Here is a 25,967-nt window from a genome sequence, read left to right as displayed (position 1 = left end):
AGTTGAAGAATTAAAAAAAAGGGAGGTAAAAAAATGAAGTTTATTAACATTGCAAATACTGATTTACAGGTTTCTAACATGATTATGGGTAATATGCGTTTAACACAGTTGTCTTTGCCTGAAGCGGAAAATTTAATCCGGACGGCAATGGATGAGGGCATTAATTTCTTTGATCATGCGGATATCTATGGAAAAGGGAAGTGTGAGGAGATTTTTTCTGAAGCAATTCAAATGAATCCAAGCATCCGTGAAAAAATGATTTTGCAAAGTAAATGCGGCATTCGCTCTGCTGAAGGCTATTTTGATTTTTCTAAGGAGCATATCCTTGAGTCGGTTAATGGTATTTTAAAGCGACTAAATACCGAATATCTTGATATTTTGCTGCTTCATCGTCCCGATCCATTAATGGAACCTTCTGAAGTGGCAGAGGCCTTTGAAGTACTACATAATAGTGGTAAGGTAAAATATTTTGGGGTATCGAACCATAACCCGGCTCAGATTGAATTGTTACAGAAATACATACCACATAAATTGGTGGTAAACCAACTGCAATTTAGCATTGCGCACACACCAATGATTGACTCGGGAATTACTTTGAATATGAAGGTTGATCAAGCCATTAATCGAGATAGCAGCATTTTGGAATATTGCCGTCTGCATGATATCACGATGCAAGCCTGGTCACCTTACCAGCACGGTTTCTTTGAAGGGTCATTTTTAGGAGATTTGGAGCGTTTTCCAAAGTTGAACGAGGTAGTAGACAATATTGCTAAAAAATATGGCGTTTCGAATACTGGTATAGCTACAGCGTGGATTACACGCCATCCTGCTAACATTCAGGTGGTGCTTGGAACTACCAAGGCCGAGCGGATGATAGAGGCATGTAAGGGTGCTGAACTCACATTGACAAGAGAAGAATGGTATCAAATTTATAAGGCTGCCGGGAATATGGTTCCTTAATTGTAACACTTTAGCTTGGAGTATTAATATTTTTCCTATATGCAACAAAATAATATATGAAAAAGGATAGATCCAAGCAGTCAATTTTCTACTAGGTCTATCCTTTTTTAATGAGCGCATTGGTGAATTAATTGCTTAGCCCTTTATGCTCTCGCATTTTTATGTATGTTATAGTCTCAAGCTTTAGGGCAAGTGCCGTTAAGAGGTAAAGAGCAGCCAGCAAAAATGGCAAAAGTGAAAAGCCCTGCTCAATAAAGACATAACCGAAAATAAAAGCGGTCAACGCCATTAAAATGGTGAGAAATAGATAAATTTTACTTTGGTAAATCCACGCATATGGCAGGAAGTGAGAAGAAGCCAAAATTCCTATCGCCATGGGGATTAATTCTGGTTTCTCAAGGTAGATGACTACCCAAACCGGAATATAAAAGGCTTGAATGCCGCCAATAATTCCGCCCAATACACCTAACGGATTATTACTCAAGATATTAATTTTCAGCAATCGGCTGATGGCAATTGCCAGTGGAAAGATGCTACCGGTAGCAAGCAGGAAGCAGAGTGCCAACAGCTTCTCGTTTTCGATAAAAAAACTTAGTCCCCCCATAACGAACCAATAGATTGTTCCGGAAATGAAGAATGGATATCCTTTTTCCGCAACAACAATCAGGTCGGTCCTCAGCTCGTCTAAAGTCATATTTTTAAAATTCATAGCACAGTCTCCTTTATTCATAATTAGCTCTAATCTATGTTTAGTTAACAAAATATTCAAATATATTATAAGGCAGATAGAGAGAAACGCGGAAATCACGGACTTAATTTTAAGAAAACTTTTAAAAAAAGAAAGGATATCTCGATGTTGAAGGCGAATTCCTCATAGCTAAACAAAGGAAACATTGGGAGTTGAATTATTTTGCGGGAATTATCTTTTGAGAAAAATTATAAAGAAAACTTTTCTTTAAGGACCAGTTTAAACCGGTTGGCAGCGGAAACCTTTGGCATTCAGTTTGAAACTTGGTATCAACATGGTTTCTGGACTGAAAAATATCAGCCGTATTCATATGTTGATAATGGCCAAGTGATTGCGAATGTATCGGTTAATCTATTAACCCTGGTAATTAATAATGTGGAAAAACAAGCTGTGCAGATTGGTACGGTTATGACACACCCCGATTATCGAAATCAAGGGCTAGCAAGAAAGCTAATGGATAAGGTCTTAGCGGAATTCAGTCAGGTAGATCTCATCTATTTGTTTGCTAATCAAACGGTATTAGACTTTTATCCGAAATTTGGGTTTGCTCCAGTGAAAGAAGTACAGTTTTCCATCGACTATAGCCACATTCCATCTAAGCAATCAGGGGTGAAAAAATTAGATGGGAGTAAGCCAGACGATTTAGCGTTTGTCTATACATTAGCAGCAGAACGTATTTCAGGTTCAAAGCATTTTGGAACAAAGGGGAGTGAGGAATTACTGATGTTTTACTGTCTTATGGTTTTCAATCAGGATCTCTACTTCCTTGAAGAGGAAAAGTGTTTGGTCATCTTCCAACGTGAAAATACTGTTTTACATCTTTATGATTTGATTAGTAAGGAGAAAGTTGGATTGAACAATATTTTACATAAGATCGCTGATGAAAGTATTACTAAAATTGTCTTTCACTATCATCCTGACGATAATGAAGTTAAGTTTGGCAAACAGCCTTACCAATCTAATTTATTTGTGAAAAATATGACAGGTGTTACACTGCCGTGGGAGTTTAAACACCCGTTTACATCGCAGGCTTAACATGTTAATAATTAAAACACCCCGCAAATTTTTGAATAAGGCGGGGTTGTTTTAGGTTAGGATTCAGTTGCACCTGAACCAGCGGGTTGACTGTCGCGTTTAATCCGTCCCTTGCCTACAGATAAAGCAACAAGGATGCCAATTGAAATAAAAATAAGACCGGTTAAAAAGACGGTTGAAAAGGATTCAGTCCAAGCAGTTTGAATGCCATGAATGACGATTTTTTGAATTTCCTCAGGCAGTTTTAATAGACTTGGATGAAGCAGCAGACTAAATAGTGAATCTGTTTTTTCAGAAAGAGTCTTTAGTGCTGCTTGTGCGATTGGATTTTCGGTCTCTTTCGCCGATTGAATCATTTTTGTTCCAAGCGAATGATTCATGACAGAATTTAAAACAGTAATCCCAATGGTACCGCCGATTGAACGGAAAAAGGTCGATGCAGCGGTAACGGTCCCGAGTTGTGACTTTGGATATTCATTTTGAATGGCAATCATTAATGTCGGCATTACTAATCCCATTCCCAGCCCTAAAACCACCATATAGGCATAAGCGTTTGACACACTTGATTCCAATCCCATTGTACTCATAAGGTAAAAGCCAAGTGATGCTAGGACCATTCCTGTTGTTAAAACAGTGCGGAACTTGAACCGAAGTAACAGCTGCCCACCTACAACACTAGCGACAATCATGGCAATCATCATCGGTGTCATGGTAGATCCGGCTTTGGTTGGTGAAACACCGAGAATACCCTGCATAAACATTGGTACGAACATAATCGCTCCAAACATTCCAAGACCCAATAAGAATCCTAATCCATTCATCGTCGCAAAAATGCGATTTTTAAATAAGGATAAATCCAAAATGGGCTCAGCAGCTTTCTTTTCAATAAATCCAAATACAATGAATAGCAGCAATGCCCCGCCGAAAATCAAGAAAGATGTGATGGATGCCCATGCAAATTTATCGCCGCCAAAGGTAAGGCCAAGTAATAGTAACACGATGGAGGGAATTAATGTAATAATGCCTAAATAATCGATATTAACTTTGTCTTTTTTCGTAACTGTTTCATGCTTAAGTCCGGTAAAGATTAATAGAGCGGAAAGTAGTCCAAATGGTACATTAATCAGGAAAACCCAGTGCCAGCTGATATGGTCGACAATCAGGCCGCCCAAAAAAGGTCCGATAACAGAACTTAAGCCAAACAGTGCACCAAAAATCCCCTGCCACTTAGCTCGTTGTTCAGCCGTAAAGATGTCCCCAATGATTGTTTGCGATAGCGGCATAATCATCCCACCGCCGATTCCTTGAATGCCCCTGTAAATGACCAACTGTTCCATGGAAGATGCAGTCGCACACAAACCCGAAGCAATAATAAAGATAATCGTTCCTAATAAGTAGAGAAAACGTCTGCCGTATAGATCTGATAATTTCCCAACAATCGGTACAACCGTGGTTGAGGTAATCATATATGCAGTTGTAACCCAGGCGAAAATGGTAAAGCCGTTTAATTCCGAAATAATCGTCGGCATCGCTGTACCGACGATGGTTTGTTCAAGCGCACTAAAGAACATCCCAATAATTAGACCCGTTAAGACTAGTTTTGTATTTATCCTTTGTTCTTGTATTCTCATATTTCTATCCTCCTATCTCGGTTTTTATCCTTTTACACACGACTCCTCTTTAAGCTCTGAGATGTGTAATAGGATTATTTTACCCTAATTCCCGCTGAATCATTTTATTATTGAGTGACCAGGTAGTCAATCATTTTTTTAGTGGTGTCAGGCACCGTTGAAAAAAATGAAACTTTCTGAAACTATTACCGTATAATTAATAGGAATCTTTTACATAAATGGATAGGGGTGTTTTTTGATGGAAATCGAGACAGAGTTGACCACGAAGAAAGAGAGTCCGAAGTTATTGGGCATGTTTACAAGTCCGGGTTTACAGTTTGAGAGAATCAAGCAAAATCCAAAAATCTGGGTGTCGCTAATTATTATTAGTATCATCTATGCTGTCGGAATGACGTTAATGGCATTATCAATGGACGCGGAAACTTTGGGTGGTTCTGGATTGCCGGAAGAACAGGAAGAAATATTTTTAGTTGTTACTAAGGTGATTTTCGCGATTACAGGTATCTTCGCCCCAATTATCACTATTGTAATCAGCAGTGCTATTCATTTAATCATTGCGAAAATTGCCAATTCCGCTGTTTCCTTTAAACAGTTATTTTCCATGAATACCTATATTACGATTATTGCCGCAGTGGGACTGATTATCAATATGTCGGTTAGGTTTGTAATCGGCGGTGACCCTCAAATAAATATTACTAGCTTAGCAGGGTTACTGAATCAAGATAAAGTAAGCGTCTTAAGTTTCATTGAGGTGTTTGGAATATGGGGTGTTATCTTGACAGCACTTGGGCTTCATAAAACAGCCCAATTTTCTAAAGGGCTGGCCTGGACAATTGCGATTGCCTTCTTCTTAATTGGGATTGGCTTTGGCTTGGTTGGAACTCTATTTCAAGGAGCGGCAAAATTATAATGAAAAAGAAAACATGGATTGCGGTTGGTGTTATCAGCTTGGTCATCATCATGATTTCTGTCAGTGTATACCGGCAGGTTTTGGCCAAAGGACCTTCGGTTAAAACAACAGAAATACAGCAGGAGGAAATATCCTCATTGTTGATGGTACCAGGTACAGTAAAACTGCAAGAGGAACAAATCGTTTATGCCGCACCGGACAAAGGGGAGCTGAAGGAACTGCTGGTCGAAGAGGGGCAGACAGTGAAGAAAGGGACCGTTTTGGCTAAGCTGCAAAATCCTCAGCTGGAATTAGAAATCGAGCAAAATAAAATCGCGATTGAATCAGCTAATTTGAAGATTAATCAAATCTATAAGAAAATAAAGCAGCTAAAGGACAAAGAAAAGACGCTGGCTGACCAGGTTGGAAAAGACGAAGCGAAGAAACAGCTTGCCCCGGAACTCGAACAACTGGAAATGGAAAAGAAATTAGCCAATTTGGATTTGAAGCAAACTGGACTCCAAAAGGATTTGATAGCCAAGCGCCAAGCTGAATTAGAGATTAAGAGTACGATAGACGGTGTCATTTTGGCTGCCAAAAAGCCAGACTCAGCTTCTAGTACAGGAGTAATGGCTGATCCGATTATACATATTGGTAAGCTTGAAGGCATGATAGCATCGGGACTGTTATCTGAATACGACACATTAAAAGTGAATAGCGGGCAGAAGGTTATTTTAAAATCAGATGCAGTACCGGGGCAGGAATGGCAGGGCGAAATCACAAAGATTGCGATTCTCCCGGAGCAGAGCCAAGCGGGCTTGCAAAGCGGCACTCAGGCGGTTCAGTACCCTGTTACCGTGAAAGTATCTGGTGACACGAAGACCTTAAAACCAGGCTTCCAGGTAATTATGGAGATTGAAACAGATAAAAAGTCAGCTTTGGTGCTGCCAATCGATGCAGTGCATGATGATGGTGACAAGCCTTATGTATTTATCATAAAGGATGGAAAAGCCCAGAAGCAAAAGGTAAAAACGGGTATTACCTCCGGAGAAAAGATTGAAATCCTGGAGGGGGTTGCAAAAGGTGAAAAAGTGATTGTTAATGGGCCAGACAACCTTAAGAATGGGCTGGAAGTGACAGTTAAATGATTAAGCTAGATTCGATTACAAAATCATTTCTACTTGGAAAAGAAAGTGTGCACGTGTTAAACGGTATAAGCCTTGATATTGAGCCAGGTGAATTTGTTGCCATCATGGGTCCTTCAGGCTCCGGGAAATCAACCCTGATGAATATTATTGGCTGTTTGGACAAACCAACTGAGGGAGAGTACTATTTGGGCGGCGAAAATGTATCGCATTATCATGATAAGGAATTGGCCCGGGTTCGAAATCAATCGATCGGCTTTGTTTTTCAACAGTTTCATTTATTGCCAAGACTTACAGCGTTGAAGAATGTTGAACTGCCGATGATTTATGCTGGTATTTCCAAAAAAGAGCGGCAGGCCAGGGCAGAAGAGGCATTATTGAAAGTGGGGCTTGGAGACAGGATGGATCACCTCCCCAATGCTCTATCTGGCGGACAGAAGCAGCGGGTGGCCATCGCCCGCTCGATTGTGAATAAGCCGAAACTTATTTTAGCAGATGAACCGACAGGGGCACTTGATACGAAAACAAGTATGGATATCATGGAACAATTTCGCGAGCTAAATGGCGAAGGCGTTACGATTATCGTCGTTACCCATGAGTCTGAAGTGGCGGAATATGCAAACCGGACGATTATGGTGAGGGATGGATTGCTCCAGCCCCCTGCAGCGATGGATAGGGGGCGGCTGCGATGAGTTTTATCGAAAATCTTGGCATGGCATTAAGTTCTCTTAAAGCCCATAAGATGCGCAGTATTTTGACAATGCTGGGGATCATTATTGGTGTTGGTGCCGTTATTATCGTTGTGGCAATCGGGCAGGGTGGTGAGGCAATGCTAAAGTCACAAATTACCGGCCCAGGGAATACAATTGAAATGTTTTATCAGCCGTCGGACGAAGAAATACGGTCAAATCCTAATGTCTTCCAGCAGGCTCCATTTAAACAAGAGGACATCCGAGCCCTTGAACAAGTACCGGAAATTAAGCGGGTTGTCGCCTCCAGTACAAAATTATCGGCTGCTCGATTTCAAACGGATTCCGCCGATGTATCGACAACGGGAATTAATCAGGCCTACCTGCAATTGAATCAGTTGAAAGTGGAAAAGGGAAGAAGCTTTTCTTCTGCTGATTTTCTCGGCGGCCGGCGTGCGGGGGTTATTAGCAATAAATTGCAGGAGAAGTTATTTAAAGAGGAAAATCCTGTTGGAAAAGTCATCATGGTTTCCAACCAGCCGATTGAAATTATCGGCGTGTTAGAAAAGCCGACAGGTCTGCTGGCGTTTGGCTCGATGGAAGTTTATCTTCCTTTCCAAACATGGAGAAATATTTATGGAAGTAGTGACTTTACTCAAGTAACTCTTCAAGCAGCTTCCGCTGAGCAGCTCCAAGTTGCGGGGAAAAAGGCTGCCAAGCTTTTAAACCATCTGCATAATACAGAAAAATCTTATCAAGTTATTAATATGGAAGAAATCGCCCAAGGAGTCGGTCAGGTTACCAAAATAATGACCTTGATAATCGGAAGTATTGCCGGGATCTCCTTATTTGTTGGCGGGATTGGTGTCATGAATATTATGCTTGTTTCCGTGACGGAGCGGACAAGGGAAATCGGGATCCGCATGGCACTTGGGGCAACTCGCGGGCAGGTGTTAACACAATTTTTAATTGAATCGATGACCTTAACCTTAATTGGCGGTATTCTCGGAATTTTTCTCGGCTGGGGAACATCAACGATTGTCAGCTATTTTGCTGGCTGGCCATCCTTGGTATCATGGCAGGTTATTGTAGGAGGCGTTTTGTTTTCTATGGTCATTGGAGTCTTATTTGGGCTCCTTCCAGCCAATAAGGCAGCTAAGCTGGATCCGATAGAATCACTAAGATACGAATAACGTAAACAAAATCCAAGAGCAAGGAGTGTGGCATATGCAAGTATGCCACACTTTTAATTTTCGTCTAAAAAGTTTGCAGAAATTGAATAGAGTGGTAAAATAAATTTTAATATTCAGTCATTTTGTGTTAGGATTTGACTGAATTAATATGATAGCTTAGAAGGAGTCGAGATGAGTATGGAAAGAGTGAGCGTAGAGAGTAAAGGTTATTTTGGAGAGTTTGGCGGCAGTTTTATCCCTCCAGACCTGCAGCAAGTAATGGACGAGTTGGAGAGTCAGTTTTTAAAGTATAAAGACGACCCGGAGTTCAATGAAGAATTTGCATATTATTTGAAAGAATATATTGGCCGTGAAAACCCGTTGACGTTTGCTGAAAATTTAGCGAAGCAGATGGGCGGAGCGAAAATTTATTTGAAACGTGAAGATTTAAACCATACAGGTGCGCATAAAATTAATAATGCAATTGGTCAAATATTATTAGCGAAACGGATGGGTGTGAAGCGGATCATTGCCGAAACGGGTGCCGGTCAGCACGGTGTAGCAACGGCAACTGCCTGTGCGATGTTTGGCATGGAATGTATTATTTATATGGGCAAACTGGATACCGAACGCCAAGCGCTGAATGTCTTTCGAATGGAGTTATTAGGGGCCAAGGTTGTTCCTGTCACAAAAGGGCAGGGCCGCTTAAAGGATGCTGTCGATGAAGCATTAGGTGATCTGGTTCAAAACTATAAAAATACGTTTTACCTGCTGGGATCGGCGGTTGGTCCGCATCCATATCCAACAATGGTTAAGCATTTTCAAGCAATCATTAGTAAAGAATCCAAACGCCAAGTGCTTGAAAAAGAAGGAAAGCTGCCCACTGCAGTAATCGCCTGTGCGGGCGGCGGCAGTAATGCTATCGGTGCGTTTGCTCACTATATTGATGAAAAAAATGTTCGCTTAATTGGGGTGGAACCGGCAGAAGCACCCACATTGACAGAAGGTGTTCCCGCAGTTATCCATGGGTTTAAATGTTTAACATTGTTGGATGAGGCTGGTGAACCTAAACCAACTTATTCGATTGCTGCCGGGTTGGATTATCCTGGTGTAGGACCGGAGCACAGCTACTTGAAAACAAGCGGAAGAGCGGAGTATGTGACAATTACCGGACAAGAAGCATTGGAGGCGTTTCAACTATTAAGTAAAACAGAGGGCATCATCCCTGCGTTAGAGAGCTCCCACGCCGTTGCCTACGCAATGAAGCTGGCAAAAGAACTAGCAGCGGATGATGTGCTAATTGTAAACCTATCAGGCCGCGGCGATAAAGACGTCGAGCAAGTGTTTCATATGTTAAAGGAGAAGTAGACCATGGCGTTTTAAAACTATGGGTGTCAGGCACTAAAACCCATAAATTGTAAAGTGGCGCTAAAGGGGACAGGAATGTATAGGAGAAAAATAAAATACTATATTGATTATAGTAGAACAAGTGATATGTCTTTTTATAAGCGAGGTTGTTTTGTTTTTTGCGGCTCCTCGCTTGTCGCTTTGTCCCTGCAGCTATTTTTGGTGAAAAACTTTGTCATCGATGGGGGAATTATCGGGATCAGCATAATTCTTTCTCATGTTACTAGTCAGGAAGTGGGCCTGTTTCTTTTACTCTTGAATACTCCGTTTTTTTTAATCGCCTATTCTTTCTTAGGGAGAAGGTTCCTAATCCTAAGCGTTTTCGCCATTCTTGTCTTATCGCTGGAAACGTATCTATTAGAACCCTTTCCTGTTTTAACAAATAATCCAATTTTAGTGATAATCCTCGGCGGCATTGCTTTAGGTTTAGGGGTAGGAATAACGATTCGATTTGGGGGCTGTTTAGATGGGACTGAGGTTTTAGCAATCCTGTTTAGTAAACGTTCTCCTTTTTCCATTGGACAATATGTACTATTATTTAATATCTTTATTTTTGGAAGCTCGATTTTCATATTTGGTTTAAATGAGGCCGTCTACTCATTGGCAACTTTTATAGTAGCATATAAAACGATTGATTTTTCCATTCAGTCGCATTTGTGATTGTATGCAAAGAACCTTGGATAACACGGTATCCAAGGTTCTTTTTTCCTTTTCAAAACTTGAGTCTCGGTCTAGATGGGTATTTTTTCAAAAGTTATTGATTTTTTAAAAATTCCAGCACTCTAATATTCACTATATCATTTGCTTCCGTTACATAAATGTGACCAGCACCTTGGATGGTCATAAATTCAGCATTTGGAATTTTCTCTGCTAAGATCACCCCATTTTCATAAGGTACAAGTTTATCTTCATCACCATGAATGACAAGAGTCGAAACCTTAATCTGTTCAATCTCATTATAGGTATCATGGGCTAAGCATGCTTGAAGCTGGAGCATGTAGGCGTATGGAAGAATTGGCATCTCAATTCGTTTTTGAATATCCTCGGCCACTAATTCACGTTGATTTTCTATAAAAGCTTGGCTATAAAGGATTGGTGCAGTCGCCCAGGCCATTTCTTCCGGTGTTGCGATAGAAGAGGCTCTTGAGAGCATGAGCATTGAGACATCAGCAGCTGGTTGGACATGATTCTCACCGCCGGAGGTTGTACAGCCCAGGATTAGGGTACGGACCCTTTCAGGATATTTAAGTGCCAACCTTTGGGCAATCATGCCGCCCATGGAAATACCATATACATGGGCTGATTCAACCCCAGCAGCATCTAAGACGGCCCGGGCATCTTCCGTCATAAGCTCAATCGAGTATGGGGTATTTGGTTTACCGCTTAAGCCTACTCCCCGGTTATCAAAAATAATTACTTTGTATTGTTCACTGAGAGCAGGCAGAGTTCTGAACCATGAATTTGAATTGAGCGACAAACCCATAATTAATAATAGCGGTTCCCCCTCCCCGTGAACCTCATAATAAAGATCAATACCATTTGCATTGGTAGATGGCATGTAAGACACTCCTTTTCATCTGATAATAGTAGATTATATGATGGTGTGCATGCACAAAGAACAAAGAAGGGAAGGGGATTGCGCCTAACCCCTAACAGACCTTTGTATGCTTTCTCAAAAAGTTGCGAAATCAAATGTAATGAAATACCTCTAGTGTCCACCCCACGCGGACAAATGTCTTTTTGTGGTGCCTGACACCCACTCATTATTACCATTTTTGAAACTTTTCTGAATTTCGATGTAATGGTCTTGATGGCTTCCAGTTATTGTGTTTTGATGAACGTACCAACCAGTCAGTTAAGAGGAGGTTGTATGGATTTCATGCGCGATGATTCAGTAACCTACTATAAAGAACTTGAAACGGAAATCAATAAAAGAATCCATGCCCCTACAAACTGTCGAAGCTTTTTGTTGGCTTTTGGGAAGGCACTTGAGCTGCATTTGAAACGAGTTAGGATTCACATTAAAGCAATTATTTCATTAAGAATCTAATGATGGAGGAGATTTACAATGACTGAAAAAAAGGTACTAGAAGTAGAAGGTGAAAAGCAAGAATCTGAGATAATTGAAGAAAAACAGCTTTCAAGTCTTGACCTTATTTGGAAACTGGGATTTGATGAATTAGATGCATGGGCAGCGCGTTATAACAAGCGGGATGAAATTTTCCTAGAAGCAGCAAAGAGCTATGTCGATAGAATTAAACAAAATCAAGAAAGTATCCTTACGATTGCTGGGCAATTTACGATGGAACTAAAGAATTGGGAACAAGCTGCCCGGGAGGAATTATTAGCGACAACCACGACACTGCAGCATTTTTTTCCTATTAAATCGTATGAAGAAATCAATCAAGTAGTGGAAGATATCCAAAATAACACTGCATCTCTATTAGTAACTCCTATTAGTAAGGTAACCATTGGTCAAATTGAAGCCCTGGATAAGTATTTGGCAGCAGTCGACCAATATATTTCTTTAAGAAAAAAGGGCAGAGAGAATTATGTAAACAGTGTCAAGAAAACGACGAATGTACTTTACGAAAATCAAAAATTGTTTTTGAATTTATTTTCAAAGCAAGTGAAAACAGCGATGCTGCCATTTCAAAAATACATGAAAAGTGTAACAGAAGTAAAAAAATCATAATGAGGTGAAGGCAGATGTCGGATAAAATTATCGATCAATGGGTTTCAAGCAGGTCAAATCAGCTAAAAAATAATTAAATGTAAATTACATATAGTATAGGAAGTTGGAAAGAGTAAATTTGTTATTAAAGTAAGAAAGTTAATAGTAAAAAAAGCGTATTGGCGAAAAACTATAGTAATTTAATGTATGATAGAAAAATAAAGGTTTCTATGGAATAGGGGCGGTGCTCCCGCAAACTGCATCATTTTATCTGAAAAAGAGGTTTCGTTGATGATCAAAAGGTATCTGGCCTTCCAAAAAAACAATGGGATTGCTCCATATATTTGGACGATTCTTTGCATCTTGCCGTTTTACTTTATTTTCCAATCCCCCTCGACGATTCAAATCATTGTTGGGATTTTACTTACACTTGTATTCTTTATCCTTTACCGGATTGCATTTATTTCAAAAGGCTGGCCAGTTTATTTATGGACGCTGATCTTGATTGGGATTTCAATTACTGCCTCCGGCCTTTTCAGCTATGTTTACTTTGCTTTTTTTCTAGCTTATTTTATTGGAAATATTAAGGACCGGATTGCCTTTCTTACCTTATATTTTATTCATTTGATAAGTACATCCGCTTCGATTAACTATAATATTGTCATGCATGAGAAATTATTTCTCCAGCAATTACCTTTTGTTATCATCATTTGGATTAGTGTCATCCTCCTTCCGTTCAGCATTCACAATCGGAAGGAAAGAGGACAGCTTGAAGAAAAACTCGAGGATGCAAATAAACGAATTTCTGAACTTGTCAAGGCAGAAGAGCGGCAGCGGATTGCCCGAGACCTTCATGATACCCTTGGACAAAAGCTTTCCTTAATTGGCTTGAAGTCGGATTTGGCACGAAGGCTTATTTCGAAAGATCCCGAGCAGGCACGAATTGAATTGAAGGATGTTCAGCAAACAGCACGAACAGCATTAAGCGAAGTCCGAAAAATGGTGTCCTCGATGCGGGGAATTCGCTTGAAGGATGAGATACTTCGTGTTAATCAAATGCTTGATGCGGCACAAATTAAGTTTGTAAGTGACGGCGAATTCACGCTGACAAATGTTTCGCTGTTAACCGAAAATATTTTAAGTATGTGTTTGAAAGAGGCCGTAAACAATGTGGTAAAACATAGCGGGGCAACTTCCTGTTTTATTTCTATTGAGCAATCATGGAAGGAAACGGTGCTGACGATATGCGATGACGGTTTCTTTAAAGGAGAAAAGGAAATGTTGGCTGAAGGTCACGGGTTAATTGGCATGAAAGAACGGCTGGAATTTATTAATGGCAGTCTGGAGCTATTGACAAAAGAAGGAACAACTTTAATTATTAGGGTACCGAATGACGCTAAGCTGAGTTTGGAGGAGGAGTGAAAGTGATTAAAATCGTTATAGCCGAAGATCAGCAAATGCTTTTAGGAGCCTTTGGGTCGCTGCTAAATTTGGAAGAGGATATGGATGTAGTCGGCAAGGCTTCAAACGGGGAAGAGGCGGTAGCACTTGTCAAAAAGTTCAAACCTGATGTTTGTATCATGGATATTGAAATGCCTGGAAAGAGCGGTCTTGAAGCAGCAGAAGAGCTTAAAGGTCTTGGCTGTAAGGTGATTATTTTAACGACTTTCGCTCGGACCGGTTATTTTCAACGTGCGCTAAAGGCGGGTGTAAGTGGCTATTTGCTGAAGGATAGTCCAAGTGAAGAACTGGCGGGGTCCATCCGTAGTGTGATGGCAGGCAGACGAATTTATGCTCCCGAACTAATGGATGATGTCTACGGCGAAGAAAATCCGTTGACTGACAGGGAAAAAGAAGTGCTTGAACTCGTCGCTGATGGAAAGAACACGAAAGAAATCGCTGAAGAGCTCAGCATCAAAACTGGAACCGTCCGGAACTACATTTCCATCATCTTAGACAAACTAGAAGTAAAAAATCGCATCGAGGCAATCACCCAATCGAAAGAAAAGGGTTGGTTTAAATAAGGTTATTAAATAAAGGTTAGTCACTAAGCTTGTTAATTTGATTGACAAGCTTAGTGTTTTTTAAAACAGAAAGAACAAATGCTAATCAGCCGCCATTTGAAAATTCCCTAAAAAATTTTTTATATATTCGTACACCTCGTTAGGACGTTCTTCAGGGAGGGCATGGCCAGTCTCTTTTAAAACAATCAGCTCAGAATTAACCAAGTCCTTGTTCAGCTTTTCGCCAACTTTTAGCGGCATCGAATTATCATGATCACCCCATAATAGTAAGCATGGAGTTTTGATTTGCTGAAGGACCTCAGCAGGAAGATCCCCCTCGCGATGTCGAATCATTCTAGTTAGGGCTACGAAAATGTCATCCTCCAAAAAGGGCTGCAAGTAGCCATTAATCATTTCATCATTAATAATGGAGTGGTTATAGAGGGCGTCCTGGAGATTTTTCTTCACGCCTGTTCGAGCAAACCAGTATTTCACAAAAAGGTGGAAATACGGAATATAACTGGTAAGGATTAAAGGCAATTTTGACCGTTTTAGGTATGCGGAGCTGCAAAGTAAAATTGCTTTGTCAGCGAGCTCAGGCATCATGTGAAGAATATTTAAAACAATTTGACCACCCATTGAGTGACCGATAAAGGTCATTTTCTTTAACCCGAAAGATTCAGTTAGTTTGATGACAGTTTGGGCAAGGTTTTTATAAGAGTAAACATATTGATTGCATTTCGCACTTTTTCCGAAGGGGGGAAGATCAACAGATAACACTTGATACTCCTTTTTCAAAAGTGAAATTAAGTGGCGAAATGTGAAGGTGGAAGACAGAAACCCATGCAATAAAACAAACGTCTTATCAGATGTTTGATTAGGATAAAATTCATAATAAACATTAATGTTATTTATCGGCAGATAACCGATTGATTCAGTTTGTTCCATCAGTTTTTTCCTCCTTCTAGGATCAAAAATAGTTGAATTTAATATTCCCTAATTTTAGGTCCTTACACTTTAAATGTTGGTATATTAAAAGAGAAAAAGAAAAAATGATGTTCCTATTACCAAATTTTTTTTGAATTTCCAAAATAAAATATTTGAATTTTTAGAAAACTCCTTGTATAATGGAAAAAAGCTTAAGGAGTTGATTTCCATGGAAAAGAAATTATTAAATTCACCACAACATTCGGATGAGAACGAAGATTCTGTAGTTGCAGAAATGTTCCTTAACAATGCCCTCCTTGAATTCAAAAAGGAAAAAATCCGCAAGGAAATCGACCAAACATTACAAGACGGAAATAAGGAGCTATTCCTCAAACTAACAGAGGAATTAAAGAAAATTTCCTAAATTAGTTACGATTGCACCTACTAATAATGAAGCTAGTATTGAAAAGAACATTAACCCGAAAGATGGACACGATGAAAATCATGTCTATTTTTCGGGTTTTCTTATGACTTCTGCATTCATAAGATTTATAGCAGGATTCAATATCATTGAAATGAATGCAATTTTCGGAAAACTAAGTATATAATGAATGCAAAAGAAAAAATGCTGGAACTAATAAATAATTTGTTGGCTGCGAGCTAGGAGTGAGTTTTATGTTAGTAATTAGTAAGAGAGAAGTACAAGAGTTATTGACAATAAAATCCTGTATGAATGTATTGAAAACCGTTTTGGCAGATTTAACAATGAACGAAGCGATACAAGAATTACGGTCTGTTTTCCCGATTGAGCAAGGAAATGTTTTAGGGCAAATGCCGGGATATTGGAAGAGAGAAAAAGTAGTTGGCACAAAAATTATTACGGTTTATGCGGAAAATAATAAAAATGGGCTGCCTTCACATCAGGGAGCTGTATTAATTTTTAACTCATCTAACGGCAAGTTAAAAGCGATTGTAGATGGGGAGAAAATAACGTCAATAAGAACGGCAGCGGTTAGTGCCATTGCCACCAGTTATTTAGCAAGGGAGAATTCTGAGGTATTAAGTATTTTGGGAACAGGCGAGCAGGCTAGGAGCCATCTCGAAGCAATGTTGTTAGTTCGGCCTATCAAACTAGTAAAAGTTTGGGGTCCTACGAAAGAAAAAGCGATAGTGTTTCAAAAAGAAATGTTTCAAAAATTCAAGGTCACAATTCAAGTTTGTGATTCAGTAAAGGAAGCGGTTTATGATGCCGATATCATCTGTACGGTAACCGCCTCAAAAGTACCAATCCTGATGGGAGATTGGGTGAAGGAAGGTTCACATGTGAATGCGGTTGGGGCTTGTCAGCCAAAAGATAGAGAACTAGATACTGATTTAGTGGAAAAATCAAAGTTCTATGTAGATCGGCTAGAATCAGCCATCAATGAATCAGGAGATTTTCTTATCCCATTAAATGAGGGAGTTATTGATCAAACCCATATGATTGGAGAAATTGGAGAGCTGTTAACCAAACAGATTGAAGGGCGAAAATCCGAGAACTGTATTACCATTTTTGAATCGCTCGGGCTGGCAATCGAAGACTTAGCAGCAGCTAATTTCATTTACCAAGAGGCTGTAAGGTTAAATAAAGGAACGAGAATCTCGATATAAGGCGGTATGAATGATGATTGATTGTAAACAAGGATTGTTCAAATTTGACTTAACAAATGAGGAAGAAGAACGTGCAAGGCTGCTTCATGAAAACGCGATTATTATCGATATGCTATTTCAAGGTCCGTTATCACCAAGTGCAATTCGAGAAGAAATTTCAAACAACCTAAAGGATCGCTGCGAACCATTTAAAGACGACATGATGACATATAGTGGTATGTCAAGTAAATTGATTTCAAGAATGTCTGTGAATGATGAGATTCCCGAATTTAAAGATGAATGGTACAAATCAGGAATTACCGCCGGAAATAGACAATTAAATTTATCAAGTCCTGAAAGTATCATTATGAGTATGGCCGAAGTACAACAACAGTTTGATTCATTTGCTTGGTTAAGCAAAGCGGTAACCGCTGCTGACATTAGAGCCGCTAAACAGCAAAATCTAAAAGCAGGTATTATTACCGCCCAAGAAACACATGGGTTAGGAACAAACTTAGAATTACTAGAGGCACTCTATGACTTTGGGTTGAGGGTCCTCCAATTAACATATAATACACAAAATTACATAGGGGCTGGTTGTGCAGAAAAATCAAATGCCGGGATTACCAACTTCGGAATTACTTTTATCGAACGGCTTAACGAGCTCGGGATTATCGTTGACACGGGTCATTGTGGAAAACAAACGACTCTTGACGCTTGCCGGTATTCCAAGAAACCTGTGATTGCCTCGCATACTGGGGTTGAAAATATTTTTAATCATATGCGCTGTAAAAGCGATGAGGAGATAATGGCGATTGCAAATACGGGTGGGGTAATTGGCGTCTTCGCGATGCCGTGGTTTGTACACGACGATCCTAATCAAACGACAATCAACCATGTTTTAGATCATATTGATTACATCATTAACTTGGTTGGCGTTGATCATGTTGGGATTGGCACAGATTGGCCGATGAGTGATGTGACATGGTCATTGATCTACTTCAAGGAAAACATTGCTCCAAAATTAGGGTTTGCAAAGGGGAATGGACCGTCAACTGAAAGCATTATCGGATTTGAAAAATACAGCTACTTTATCAATTTTACTAGAGGGTTACTTGCTAGAGGCTATTCAGATGCAGAAATCCAAAAAATAATCGGCAGGAATTGGTTAAGAGTATTTGAAGAAGTCTGTGGATGAGACGAGGAAAACAGGAGGAATTGGAAGCATGAGCAGTTATTTAAATACAATAATTTTTAATTATTATTGTGCAGGTGTGTATGAGGGGAAAATTCACTTCACTGAAAAAAACATCATGCATGCGAAAGTGGACCGGCGTCAAAGGACACAAATGCAGGATGATGTTATTGCTGCAAACCTTAAAGCAAATATTCCTTTTCAAAAAATCAATGAAAATATTAATTATTATATAAAGGAGCAATGGACAGAAGATGAAGTTGTCCTTGAAAATGGCGATTTATATAAAAAACATCTTACCTATCAAGCCGCTATCGGAGGGAAACAGCTTACATCACAGGTTTGGGCATTTAGAAATGGTACAGCGTTAGATATCGTCACGGTGGAAGGAGAAATCATTGCCTTTGTCTGTCCAAATCGAAATGGGATGGAAATCATCGTAAAAGAAGGGTTTGAAAAACTGACACCTCTAGTTGTCTACGATGACCCGTTGTTATCAAAAGCTGATTATGGAATTAATGATTGCGGGACCTATTTAATCCCAATGAGAGATGGGATTAAATTAGCGACAGATGTCTATCTGCCCGAGGGGATTGAAAAGGGTCAAAAGATACCAACCATTCTAATTAGATCGTGTTATGACCGGAATGGGAAAAAGGAATCTTTAATGAGATGGGTTAACAATGGTTATGCTGTAGTGAATCAGGATGTGAGGGGCCGTGCTGATTCGGAGGGGGAATTGGTGCCATTTTATCACGAACGAGATGACGGCAGCGACACAATCGATTGGATCATCGAACAAGAGTGGTCGGATGGAAATGTCGGAATGTGGGGAGCGTCTTATTTGGGCTATGTTGTTGTGTCAGCGGCAACAAGCGGTCATCCAAATTTAAAAGCGGTTGTTAATGAAGTAAATGTTGGTTCACCCTTCATTGATACAGTAAGACGAGGTGGAACCGTTTGCTCCTGGCCATTGTTAAGTTGGACGTTGGCGCAATCCGTTGGCACGAGAACGGACTTTGAAATATTTGCGGGGCAAACAGTAAGTGTTGATGAAGCTGTCGATGCTAGGCCGATAAAGGAAATTCCACAAAAAATCATCGGGAAAAATTCTGGTCCGTGGGATATTTGGAGTGAACACCCTGAGTATGACGAGTTTTGGGAGAATTGTACGTTTTCCAAACGAGGTGACCAAGTAAAAGTTCCTATGTTTGTTATTTCTGGCTGGTATGATGGCGATAGCCCGGGCGTATCTGAAACATGGAGAATGTTAACCGAACACGATGTAGCAAATCGAAAAATCTGGCTCGGACCTTGGGAGCATAATCCAAACAGGGCGAGGGATTATCAAGGTGCTAGTTTTAGCAATGATGCCGTTGTTTATGATTATGATGTCATGGTGCTTAGATGGTTTGATCGCTTTTTAAAAGGGATTGAAAATGGGATTGATAACGAACCTAGAGCAACCTACTATGTTGTTGGCGATAATGAATGGAAGACGTCCAACAATTGGACACCTGAAGAGGCAGTTGTAACCAAATTTTATTTAGCTAGTAATGGACATGCGAATTCCAGTTATGGCGATGGTGTGTTACGTACTTCGCCGCCAGCCGCTTCACCAGAAGATTCATTTATTTATAATCCCAATAACCCGTTTGAATTTAGCGGAGAAAGAGAGCCGGAAATTCTCAATAAATTTGAACTTAGAAATGATATTCTTGTTTATACAAGCGAGGTTTTTGAGGGAGACGTGGCGGTTGCCGGGGAACTATCTGCTGAAATTTATGCTTCAAGTACGGGGATGGATACGGATTGGGTTGTGACCTTGAGTGAGGTTGATGAAGCCGGAAATTCGATTCGCCTTTCAGATTATATTGTCAGGGCAAAATACCGGAATGGCTACGATGCTCCTGAACTGCTAACTCCAGGGAAGATTGAGAAATACAACATTTTTCTGCAAAACATTGCTCATACTTTTAAAAAAGGTCGTAGAATTCGGTTTTCAATTACCTCTTCTAGTAAGTTTGTGGCTTTTCCGAATACCAATACAGGAAAGAATCCATATGAAGATTCTGAAACAATGATCGTTAAGCAATCTATTTTCCATAATGAAAGGTACCAAAGTCATATAAACTTACCTGTTCTATATGGTGCGTTTTAAGAGCAATATCATTTAAGGGGTGAAAAGACTTGGATGAAAAGAAGGGTAATAAGGAATTTGCAGCTGACGCTGAAAAAAATATTCATACCGATTTTTTAAACAAGATGACCTACGGTGAATATTTATCCTTAGATAAAATTTTGTCTAGTCAGGTAAGATTATCGGATCATCATGATGAACTGCTTTTTATTATTATTCACCAGGTAAGTGAACTCTGGATGAAGCTGATTCTCCATGAGGTACATTCAGCAATCGAGTGTATTCAACGGGATGAATTATCAACTGCTTTTAAGCAATTAGCACGAGTATCCAAAATTCAATCCCAAATCATATCTGCCTGGGATGTCCTTTCCACGCTGACACCAGCGGAATATATGGAATTTAGGGATTCCTTGGGTCAGGCTTCTGGTTTTCAATCCTATCAATATCGAATGATTGAATTTGCCCTTGGCTATAAAACAAGCCATATTTTAAAGATATATAAAAAGGATCCTGGTCTTCACAGTCAATTAGAAAAAGCCTTTCATGCTCCAAGTATTTATGATGTATCCATTAAAGCGCTCGCAAAAGCAGGATTCGATATTAATCCAGAGGTCCTTAATCGAGACTACTCTATTCCCTACAAGAACGATGCATCTGTTAAAAAGGCGTGGCTTGAAGTTTACAAGAATGTAGATCAATATTGGGATTTGTATCAATTAGCTGAAAAGCTCGTGGACATTGAAGACTGTTTACAGCAATGGCGTTTTCGCCATATGAAGACGGTTGAGCGCATTATCGGATTCAAGCCGGGAACTGGCGGATCATCCGGAGTAAATTATTTGAAAAAGGTACTTGAACATCGGTTCTTCTCGGAATTATGGGATATCCGGACGGAATTATGAATACTCTCGCCCCTTAAAGAAGTCCATCATGAATGATGGGCTTCTTTCCGGTTTGATTAAGAATGTTGAATTACCTTTCATTCGGAAAATCGATTGATCTCTATTGGAATAATAGATAAATTGAATTTATAAATAGCGCACATTTCGATATAATTTAAATCGATTGTTTGGCGGCAACTACGATGACCAATATTAACTTATTCAATAGAAAGTAATAGGGGAAGAAGATGACAAACATTATTCGCACCTTCATTCAATTGGTTGCAGCGGTATTTTTATTCTTTTTAATTGGATTGGCGGTTGCTATACTGTTGATTCAAAATTCTTGGCTCGACATGCGTTTTGACAGTGAATACATGGTTACCATTTCAATGCTTACTGGCTTATGGTTTTATTTTTTAACAACGTTTATGAACGCGAAAAAATTTGCTATTTGGGAGTCGGCGCGTTTCTCAGCAGTGGTTGGTATTTTAAGTATTGCTGTTACCGCTATTATTACGATTACAGGGGGGAGTTTATCCATTCTCCCTTCGTATGTTGTTAGAAAATCACTGTTTTTGGAAGAAATGGTAACGCTTGATGGGATGAACAGCTTTTTCATCATTCTCATTCCAATCGGAATTGCCTTCATGGCAATGGCCGTATGGACTAGTAATAATACGAAAACAAATACGGATCCTAACACAGGATGGAATCAATTAACGCGATTCCAAAAGTTCAGCATGATGTTTTTGTTTGGCTTAATTGCCGTCTTCTTGTTAGTATATTTAGGACAAGGTGAAATCCGGAATTTAATAAATCATGCCTCTGGATATTTAAAAGATGCGGATGTAGAGGGATTTCGAGATTATCTTCTTTCATTTGGGCCGCTTGCCGCCTTCGTCTCAGGGTTATTAATGGTGTTTCAAGCGATTATTGCACCACTTCCGGCATTTGTCATCACATTTACGAACGGGTTATTATTCGGCTGGGTATGGGGAGCAGTCCTCTCCTGGAGCAGTGCTATGGCAGGGGCAGTCCTTTGTTTTTATTTAGCAAAAATTGTAGGGCGACCTGTTGTTGAAAAAATGGTAACGAAGAAAGCCTTAAATTGGTGGGACCAATTTTTTGAAAAGTATGGAAAACACGCAGTCTTTATTGCCCGACTTGTCCCAATTGTATCGTTTGACCTTGTCAGCTATGCTGCTGGTGTGACCTCGATACCATTTTGGCAATTTTTCTGGGCAACGGGAATTGGACAATTGCCAGCTACGATTCTCTATTCCTATCTTGGTCAAAATGCTACGAGTACAGTGGAAATATTGTTTTTCATCTTTACCATTGTGATTGCCCTTGCCGTCATCGGTATGATTCTTCGTCCCAAATTGCAGACAAGCGGTAAAGGCAAACAAGGAGCAAATGGGTAATGGCTGCTAAATTGGATAAAAAGGGTTAATCATAATCAAAAGCAAGACGCCTCATTATTAAAATTGGGGCGTTTCTATTATATTGGCTTATTTCGGTCATCACCATGTGGATAGCAGAAAGGGGGAAAAAAGGTGAAATTATCCGGCAATCGGTTGATTGAATCAATTGTCAGTAAAAAGGCTAAACAGATGATTCAGCCTATTAAAGGAGATATCCCGATTACGAGGTTTACCAAACCAGCCAATCAGGCTGTGTTTGCCCTAATCACGACGGCAGGTGTCCATTTGAAAACACAGCCAGTTTTTGATGTCGAGGCCGGCGATCCTACCGTCCGGTTCATACCTTCAACGGCGGCAGAAGAAGATTTGATGATCAGCCATACCCATTTTGACCGAACGGATGCTGATCGGGATGTGAATTGTGTCTTTCCATTATTCCGCTTAAGAGAATTGGCTTCGAATGGAAACATCGGCGGTGCGGCCCGAACACATTATGGCTTAATGGGTTATATCCCTAATACAAAACCTCTGTTAGAAGAAACCATTCCGGAAATTCTTAAACAGTTGCGAGAAGATAAGGTAGATGCGGTTATCTTAAATCCCGGCTGATATATATGCCATCAATCCGTGGGATTGATTCAATTTGCTCTTGAAAAAGCGGGGATACCAACCATCTCGATTACGCATTTAGCGGAATTAACTGAGAAAGTAAGGGTTCCGAGGTCATTGCATTTAAGGTTCCCATTAGGGAGGAGCTTTGGCAGAGCAGGTGAACAGCACATGCAAACGCAAATCCTTCTTGATGCAATCCATTTTTTAAAAGAGATTGATATTCCGGAGACAATGATTAGGCTGCCTTATAAATGGAAAGGAAAACCAAGGAATGAAAACTGAAACGGCAAAAACAGTTCAAAGACTTCTCTGGCATTTGCGCTGGCTATTGTTAGCTGGTCTAATAGTCTACAATCTTTATAGTTTGATCATTTCTTTTAACTTGTCATCATTTCTTCCTGTTAATGGCTTTATTTTTGCCATATCCTTATTCATTGGAATGTGGGAAGACTATTTTGACTGTAAATCAAAATGTATGCTGTAGAAAGGAATAGAAATGAAAAAATTAAGCTTTTGTTTTGTGATTATATTGTTAATTTTATCAGGGTGCAGCTCGGGAACGGAGAAAAAATCCCAACCAGCAGGAGAAAATAGCTTAAAAAATGATTGGAAGGAAATTACCGCAACGGCAAAAGGATCTAAGGTAAATTTCTTTATGTGGGGCGGGGATGAAGGAATCAATCTCTATATTGATGAATGGGTTGCTCCTCAATTAAAGGATCAATATAATATTGAATTGAAACGCTATCCAATGGATGCAGTGGAATTTATCAATAAATTGAAAACGGAAAAACGGGCAAAGAAAAAATCTGGAGAAATGGATGTTATCTGGGTTAATGGAGAAAATTTCAAAACTGCCAAGCAGGAGAAGTTATTATTAGGGCCATTTACATCGAAGCTGCCAAACTTTCAGCAATACGTTGATACCGAAAGTGATGAAATAAAATATGACTTTGGATTTCCAACTGAAGGGTACGAAGCCCCTTGGGGGAAGGTACAGTTTGTGTTTGCTTATGATTCAAACAAAATCTCTAATCCGCCAAAATCAATTGATGAATTAAAAGCTTGGGTAAAGCAAAACCCGGGAAAATTTACATACCCTGCGCCGCCTGATTTCACTGGGAGTGCCTTTATTCGTCATGTCCTCCATGAAAAGAGCAAGGATTACAATGCCTATTTATCCCAGTATGATGAAGCATTGGTAAAAGGGGAAGCGGACCAGGTATGGAACGTATTAAACGAAATGAAACCATACTTATGGCGGGAAGGGAAATCTTATCCACAATCGCTTTCCCAGTTAGAGCAATTATATAAGAATGGTGAAGTATGGATGACAATGGGGTATGATGAAGCGAATGCTTCTAACTTAATAAAAACGGGTGAATTCCCCGCCTCGACAAAAACGTTTGTCCTTGATAAGGGGACGTTATCCAATACGCACTTCCTTGCTATTCCTTATAATGCGCCGAACCCGGATGGTGCTCTGACACTGATTAACTTCCTGCTGTCACCTAGTGCGCAAATGAAAAAAATGGAGCTTGAGTATTGGGGGGAAAATATGTCCCTTTCCGTGGAACGTTTATCTGATAAGGACCGAGCCATCGTGGAATCCATCGACAGGGGCTCCGCAACCTTATCACAGGAAGAGTTGTCCAGTCATCGGGTTCCTGAGATAGACGCTGAATATGTCCAATGGTTAGAACGAGGATGGATGGAAAATGTGCCGAATAAATAAAAAAGATCATCAAATAAATAACTATAAGGGGCTGTTGGGAATCCTGCCAGCCCTTTTGTTTATGCTTATCTTTTTTCTTGGAGGATTATTCCATTCGTTGATACTTAGCCTAGAAAAACAGCCGCTGGTTGACCAAGAAAATCGCTTTTGGGCCTATAAGGAATTAATGAACCAATCCTTTTTTCAATCCATTATGGTAACGGTTGGAATTGCGGTCGCCGTTGCTATTTTATCAGGTGTTTCGGGACTATGCGCTGCTTTATTTTTGGCAGAACGCTCTCGGAAATGGAAGTGGCTCCATATTATTTTGCAATTACCAATTGGTATCCCTCATTTATTTTCAGCTTATCTGTTAATGCAGGTATTCATGCAAAGCGGCTGGTATTCGCGGCTTGCTTATCACTTTGGATTGGTAGATTCAATGGAGGCATTCCCCATCCTCATCCATGATGACTGGGGCATTGGGGTTATATTAGCTTATATGTGGAAGGAAGTCCCTTTCATAGTTTTACTGATTTATCCTTTTATTGTAAAACTTATTGGAGATTGGAAGGAAACGGCAGAGGTGCTCGGAGGCTCATTTTCCCAGACGGTGCGCTGGGTCATTGTTCCGATTTTATTGCCAATGTGGGTGGGTGGTATGTGGGTGGTCTTTGCCTTTACTCTTGGGGCTTATGAAATTCCTGCCTTGTTGGCAAAGACTTCTTTTGGCTCCATCCCAGTGCTGGCTTTCCAAGAGTATTCCCAATTCGGATTAGAACGTCAGCCGATTGCGATTGCAATGAATCTTGTCTTAGCTGTTATCTCGTTCCTCATAGGTTGTTTATTAATTTATTTACAAATGGATTGGTTTAAAAAAGGGAGAAGAATATGGTGAAGCGGATTAAGACTCAAAGAATTCTAACTGTGTTTTTTGTCATATTGTTTAGTCTTTTTCTCCTTTTGCCCTTTATCCCCCTAATCATTTGGAGTTTTACCAAGCAATGGCCGTGGCCATTAATCCTGCCTGAAAAATGGAGCATGGACTCTTGGAAATACCTTTTCTCCGCCTCTGGAAGGGCTGGA

Annotated in this window: 25 protein-coding genes; 21 read left to right on the top strand and 4 right to left on the bottom strand. The window is 40.0% G+C overall.

Features of this window, described 5'->3' with window-relative positions; translation table 11 throughout:
* The first annotated feature begins 33 nt into the window (after nt 1-33).
* Nucleotides 34-960 (top strand): aldo/keto reductase, encoded by a 927-nt coding sequence (locus ACFVSW_RS03400; protein ID WP_387312187.1) that lies wholly within the window; start codon nt 34-36, stop codon nt 958-960.
* 127 nt (nt 961-1,087) lie between these two features.
* Here ACFVSW_RS03400 and ACFVSW_RS03395 read toward each other — a convergent pair whose 3' ends face one another.
* Nucleotides 1,088-1,669, bottom strand: a complete 582-nt coding sequence (locus ACFVSW_RS03395) for a DUF7010 family protein (protein WP_387312184.1) — start codon at nt 1,667-1,669, stop codon at nt 1,088-1,090.
* Nucleotides 1,670-1,870: 201 nt separating this feature from the next.
* Here ACFVSW_RS03395 and ACFVSW_RS03390 point away from each other — a divergent pair, with 201 nt between their 5' ends.
* Complete coding sequence (locus ACFVSW_RS03390) at nt 1,871-2,743, top strand: GNAT family N-acetyltransferase (protein ID WP_387312181.1); 873 nt, start codon at nt 1,871-1,873, stop codon at nt 2,741-2,743.
* Between the two features lie 56 nt (nt 2,744-2,799).
* Here the strand turns inward: ACFVSW_RS03390 and ACFVSW_RS03385 are convergent, their stop codons facing one another.
* Complete coding sequence (locus tag ACFVSW_RS03385; protein WP_387312178.1) at nt 2,800-4,374, bottom strand: MDR family MFS transporter; 1,575 nt, start codon at nt 4,372-4,374, stop codon at nt 2,800-2,802.
* Between the two features lie 238 nt (nt 4,375-4,612).
* Here ACFVSW_RS03385 and yknW point away from each other — a divergent pair, with 238 nt between their 5' ends.
* The 6 genes from yknW (at nt 4,613) to ACFVSW_RS03355 (ending at nt 10,336) form a co-directional block, all read left to right on the top strand.
* Complete coding sequence (yknW, locus tag ACFVSW_RS03380; RefSeq protein ID WP_387312176.1) at nt 4,613-5,284, top strand: YknW family membrane protein; 672 nt, start codon at nt 4,613-4,615, stop codon at nt 5,282-5,284.
* Nucleotides 5,284-6,411 carry an efflux RND transporter periplasmic adaptor subunit gene (locus tag ACFVSW_RS03375; protein ID WP_387312173.1) on the top strand — a complete coding sequence of 376 codons (1,128 nt, stop codon included), beginning with the start codon at nt 5,284-5,286 and terminating at the stop codon, nt 6,409-6,411. Before yknW ends, ACFVSW_RS03375 begins: the two co-directional genes overlap by 1 nt.
* Entirely contained in the window at nt 6,408-7,100 is a 693-nt protein-coding gene (locus tag ACFVSW_RS03370; protein WP_387312170.1) for an ABC transporter ATP-binding protein, read from the top strand. Before ACFVSW_RS03375 ends, ACFVSW_RS03370 begins: the two co-directional genes overlap by 4 nt.
* Nucleotides 7,097-8,290 carry an ABC transporter permease gene (locus tag ACFVSW_RS03365; RefSeq protein WP_387312167.1) on the top strand — a complete coding sequence of 398 codons (1,194 nt, stop codon included), beginning with the start codon at nt 7,097-7,099 and terminating at the stop codon, nt 8,288-8,290. Before ACFVSW_RS03370 ends, ACFVSW_RS03365 begins: the two co-directional genes overlap by 4 nt.
* A 177-nt stretch (nt 8,291-8,467) precedes the next feature.
* Nucleotides 8,468-9,637, top strand: coding sequence for a tryptophan synthase subunit beta (trpB, locus tag ACFVSW_RS03360; RefSeq protein WP_387312164.1), 1,170 nt, complete (start codon nt 8,468-8,470; stop codon nt 9,635-9,637).
* Between the two features lie 75 nt (nt 9,638-9,712).
* Nucleotides 9,713-10,336, top strand: coding sequence for a YitT family protein (locus ACFVSW_RS03355; RefSeq protein WP_387312161.1), 624 nt, complete (start codon nt 9,713-9,715; stop codon nt 10,334-10,336).
* A 94-nt stretch (nt 10,337-10,430) separates the two neighbouring features.
* Here ACFVSW_RS03355 and ACFVSW_RS03350 read toward each other — a convergent pair whose 3' ends face one another.
* Entirely contained in the window at nt 10,431-11,234 is an 804-nt protein-coding gene (locus ACFVSW_RS03350; RefSeq protein ID WP_387312158.1) for an alpha/beta fold hydrolase, read from the bottom strand.
* Between the two features lie 312 nt (nt 11,235-11,546).
* On the opposite strand from ACFVSW_RS03350, the gene ACFVSW_RS03345 reads away from it, so the two are divergent.
* From ACFVSW_RS03345 to ACFVSW_RS03330, 4 genes are all read left to right on the top strand, one after another.
* Nucleotides 11,547-11,726, top strand: a complete 180-nt coding sequence (locus tag ACFVSW_RS03345; RefSeq protein ID WP_387312156.1) for a hypothetical protein — start codon at nt 11,547-11,549, stop codon at nt 11,724-11,726.
* An 18-nt stretch (nt 11,727-11,744) separates the two neighbouring features.
* Entirely contained in the window at nt 11,745-12,371 is a 627-nt protein-coding gene (locus ACFVSW_RS03340) for a hypothetical protein (protein ID WP_387312153.1), read from the top strand.
* 270 nt (nt 12,372-12,641) lie between these two features.
* On the top strand, nt 12,642-13,772 hold the full coding sequence (locus tag ACFVSW_RS03335; protein ID WP_387312150.1) for a sensor histidine kinase: 1,131 nt from the start codon (nt 12,642-12,644) through the stop codon (nt 13,770-13,772).
* A gap of 2 nt (nt 13,773-13,774) precedes the next feature.
* Nucleotides 13,775-14,374 (top strand): response regulator, encoded by a 600-nt coding sequence (locus tag ACFVSW_RS03330; RefSeq protein WP_387312147.1) that lies wholly within the window; start codon nt 13,775-13,777, stop codon nt 14,372-14,374.
* Nucleotides 14,375-14,455: 81 nt separating this feature from the next.
* Here ACFVSW_RS03330 and ACFVSW_RS03325 read toward each other — a convergent pair whose 3' ends face one another.
* Complete coding sequence (locus ACFVSW_RS03325) at nt 14,456-15,301, bottom strand: alpha/beta fold hydrolase (protein ID WP_024031078.1); 846 nt, start codon at nt 15,299-15,301, stop codon at nt 14,456-14,458.
* Between the two features lie 208 nt (nt 15,302-15,509).
* On the opposite strand from ACFVSW_RS03325, the gene ACFVSW_RS03320 reads away from it, so the two are divergent.
* The 9 genes from ACFVSW_RS03320 (at nt 15,510) to ACFVSW_RS03280 (ending at nt 25,779) form a co-directional block, all read left to right on the top strand.
* Nucleotides 15,510-15,704 carry an IDEAL domain-containing protein gene (locus ACFVSW_RS03320; protein ID WP_024031079.1) on the top strand — a complete coding sequence of 65 codons (195 nt, stop codon included), beginning with the start codon at nt 15,510-15,512 and terminating at the stop codon, nt 15,702-15,704.
* A 251-nt stretch (nt 15,705-15,955) separates the two neighbouring features.
* Nucleotides 15,956-16,930: an ornithine cyclodeaminase family protein gene (locus ACFVSW_RS03315; RefSeq protein WP_387312144.1), complete on the top strand. Its 975-nt coding sequence runs from the start codon at nt 15,956-15,958 to the stop codon at nt 16,928-16,930.
* 13 nt (nt 16,931-16,943) lie between these two features.
* Entirely contained in the window at nt 16,944-18,107 is a 1,164-nt protein-coding gene (locus tag ACFVSW_RS03310; RefSeq protein ID WP_387312141.1) for a dipeptidase, read from the top strand.
* A gap of 28 nt (nt 18,108-18,135) precedes the next feature.
* The gene (locus ACFVSW_RS03305; protein ID WP_387312139.1) at nt 18,136-20,265 is read left to right on the top strand and encodes a CocE/NonD family hydrolase; all 2,130 of its coding nucleotides are present in this window, start codon (nt 18,136-18,138) and stop codon (nt 20,263-20,265) included.
* A 29-nt stretch (nt 20,266-20,294) separates the two neighbouring features.
* Nucleotides 20,295-21,149 carry a tryptophan 2,3-dioxygenase gene (kynA, locus tag ACFVSW_RS03300; RefSeq protein WP_387312136.1) on the top strand — a complete coding sequence of 285 codons (855 nt, stop codon included), beginning with the start codon at nt 20,295-20,297 and terminating at the stop codon, nt 21,147-21,149.
* 227 nt (nt 21,150-21,376) lie between these two features.
* Entirely contained in the window at nt 21,377-22,555 is a 1,179-nt protein-coding gene (locus ACFVSW_RS03295) for a TVP38/TMEM64 family protein (protein ID WP_387312134.1), read from the top strand.
* A gap of 132 nt (nt 22,556-22,687) precedes the next feature.
* Nucleotides 22,688-23,449: a glycine/sarcosine/betaine reductase selenoprotein B family protein gene (locus tag ACFVSW_RS03290; RefSeq protein ID WP_387312131.1), complete on the top strand. Its 762-nt coding sequence runs from the start codon at nt 22,688-22,690 to the stop codon at nt 23,447-23,449.
* A 214-nt stretch (nt 23,450-23,663) separates the two neighbouring features.
* Nucleotides 23,664-24,902, top strand: coding sequence for an ABC transporter substrate-binding protein (locus ACFVSW_RS03285; protein WP_387312129.1), 1,239 nt, complete (start codon nt 23,664-23,666; stop codon nt 24,900-24,902).
* Nucleotides 24,886-25,779, top strand: a complete 894-nt coding sequence (locus tag ACFVSW_RS03280; RefSeq protein WP_387312126.1) for an ABC transporter permease — start codon at nt 24,886-24,888, stop codon at nt 25,777-25,779. Before ACFVSW_RS03285 ends, ACFVSW_RS03280 begins: the two co-directional genes overlap by 17 nt.
* Nucleotides 25,780-25,967: the final 188 nt, after the last annotated feature.

The sequence above is a fragment of the Neobacillus sp. NPDC058068 genome, from assembly GCF_042885335.1.
Taxonomy (GTDB): Bacteria; Bacillota; Bacilli; order Bacillales; family Cytobacillaceae; genus Neobacillus.
Note: the sequence above shows the minus strand (reverse complement) of the source record. Positions and strands in the feature narration are given on the sequence as shown.